Source organism: Nocardia sp. NPDC058497 (assembly GCF_042720195.1).
Lineage (GTDB): Bacteria > Actinomycetota > Actinomycetes > Mycobacteriales > Mycobacteriaceae > Nocardia.
Map to the genome: position 1 here is coordinate 1 of NZ_JBHXMY010000794.1, position 2191 is coordinate 2191.

At 62.5% G+C, this 2191-nt stretch carries 3 protein-coding genes; 2 read left to right on the forward strand and 1 reads right to left on the reverse strand.

Translation table 11 applies throughout. The annotated features are described in order from the left end of the window. Positions 1 to 209: 209 nt before the first annotated feature. Positions 210 to 521 carry a hypothetical protein gene (locus tag ACFWPJ_RS31020; protein ID WP_378856803.1) on the reverse strand — a complete coding sequence of 104 codons (312 nt, stop codon included), beginning with the start codon at positions 519 to 521 and terminating at the stop codon, positions 210 to 212. A 344-nt stretch (positions 522 to 865) separates the two neighbouring features. On the opposite strand from ACFWPJ_RS31020, the gene ACFWPJ_RS31025 reads away from it, so the two are divergent. After that, the gene (locus tag ACFWPJ_RS31025) at positions 866 to 1060 is read left to right on the forward strand and encodes a helix-turn-helix transcriptional regulator (protein WP_378856805.1); all 195 of its coding nucleotides are present in this window, start codon (positions 866 to 868) and stop codon (positions 1058 to 1060) included. Further along, positions 1057 to 2191, forward strand: a 1135-nt coding sequence (locus tag ACFWPJ_RS31030; protein ID WP_378856807.1) for a type II toxin-antitoxin system HipA family toxin, incomplete at its 3' end; no start/stop codon positions are given. The genes ACFWPJ_RS31025 and ACFWPJ_RS31030, both read left to right, overlap by 4 nt.

The following is a 2191-nucleotide window of genomic DNA, read 5'->3' on the forward strand; positions in this document are numbered from 1 at the left end:
ACCTCGACCAAGCGGCAGAACTCCTCGGGGAGTTCGCGCCAGATGTCGACGGTGATCGGCTCGGGCTGAACGTTGTCCGGTCGCGCCCAATCGAAGATCGCTGACATGATTCGGAGCCTATCGACTGCGCTGGTCGGCTGTCGTCTACCGCAGCGCTATACCTCGAACCTGGTCACCTCTGATCGTCACCTTGCTCCGCGACCAGCGACTCACCCCAGCAGTCGCGACACCTCGCCGCCGAGGGTCGAAGCCCGGCTCCGGCACGACTTCTCGTCGGTCCCCGCGGGTGCCGTCCAGATGACGTCGATGTGGAAGACGCCCTGATTGGCGATGAGATTGCAGGCGGGGGCTACCTTACGGCCGCAATAGGCCGAGCGCTTCGAGATGCCGATCGGTTCGATCTCTTCGCCGGGGCACAGCATCAGCAGATTGGTGAACGATGCGTTGGCGGTCGGTGCCTTCTCGTACTCCCAGAGACCGATCTGAACCGTCGTGTCCCCGCCGCGCCATTCGCATTTCAACGGGTTGTCCCAGGGTGCCGGGCTCGTGAGCGTGGCACCGGCAGGGAGGCTGGGAAGCGCTCCCAGCTCAGCACAGCTCGGCAGTCCTTGCCTCGCAGCAGGTTTCGTCGTAACGGCGCTCGGGACCGTAGACGACGGTGCGGGTACCCGACACCGACGACTTCGCATCTTCCGGCGATAAGATTTCGGCAATATTCTGCCGATTTGCCGCCATGGTAGATCCCGGTTGATCGCGAGAGGTGTGATCGGCAGAATATTGCCGATTGTCTGATGCGTGGCGTACTCTCTCTAAACGAGGAGCCAATTCGGCAATATTCTGCTGACCCGATGCTGGGGGTGTAGGTGTGTTGAAGGAGATAGGCGCAGGAATCCGGGCGGAGCGGCGCCGCCATCAACTGACGCAGGAGCAGCTTGCTGAAATTGCGGGCACCTCCACACGCACGATTCGCGATATCGAGCACGGTCGAGGCTCGACCAGTATCGGGACGGTCGCCGCAGTGGCCAGCGCGCTGGGAATCACACTTGTGGTGGCGCCGTGACGGACTTCGAAGCATTGCGCAGGATCAGGAGCGCAGATGTCTACAAAGCCGGGTGTCTCGCAGCATCGATCAGCAGGACGTCGGATGGCGGCACCGAATTCCGGTACACCACTGCATATTCCGGTGATCCAGTCGCTTCCACCTTGGCGCTCGACCTCGAACCGGTCAGCAGCGCATCGGGGTCTGTGCCACCATTCTTCGCGGGCCTGCTGCCAGAGGGGCACCGGTTGACGGTGCTTCGCCGTGCCGTAAAAACCAGTGCTGATGACGAACTCAGCCTCCTGCTCGCCGTAGGAGCCGACGCGCCGGGCGACGTGCAGGTGTTTCCCGCCGGGGCGGACCTAGTTGACGCTCCCGCACTCGTCGACTGCATGTCGGCCGATGAGCTCGAATTCGACCGCCTGGTAGACGATGTCGATCGACAGGCGATCCCCGGTGTGCAGAACAAGGCAAGTGCGTCGATGATCAGCACGCCTATCGCAGCAGGTTTCGGTCGATTCATCCTGAAGCTGTCGCAGTCGGGATTTCCGCACCTGATCGAGAACGAAGCCGTGCACATGGCGGCGGCTAGGACGTTAAAGCTCGGGGTCGCTGAATCGGAACTAGTGCATGACAAATCCGGGCAATCAGGGTTGCTCGTCCGCCGCTTCGACCGCGTCCACGAAGGCGACTCGTGGCGTCGTCTCGCCTTCGAAGATGGCACTCAAGTGCTCGGGTTGCCACCATCCGCGAAGTACAACGTCGACGCGGTCCAGGTCGTCGAAGCGCTCGCTGGGAAGGTTCGCGCCCCTCTCCTCGCCGCACGAAACCTCTACTTGCAGTTCCTGTTTGCCTGGTTGACCGGCAACGGCGACCTGCACGCCAAGAACGTCGGGGTCCTGCGCGACAGCACGGGGCGCTGGGGCATCGCGCCGATCTACGACATTCCCTGCACCCTGGTCTACGACGACGTTTCGATGGCGCTGCCGATCGCCGGGCGAACCAAGGATCTACGAGCGAAGCACTGGGCTGAATTCGCCGTGGAAATCGGTCTGCCCGCCAAAGCCGCGAGGTCTGCGCAACAGGTCGCACTCCGTGCGGCCGCGACGGTCGATTTCGACCAGCTTCCGTTTACCGGTTCACCATGTAAAC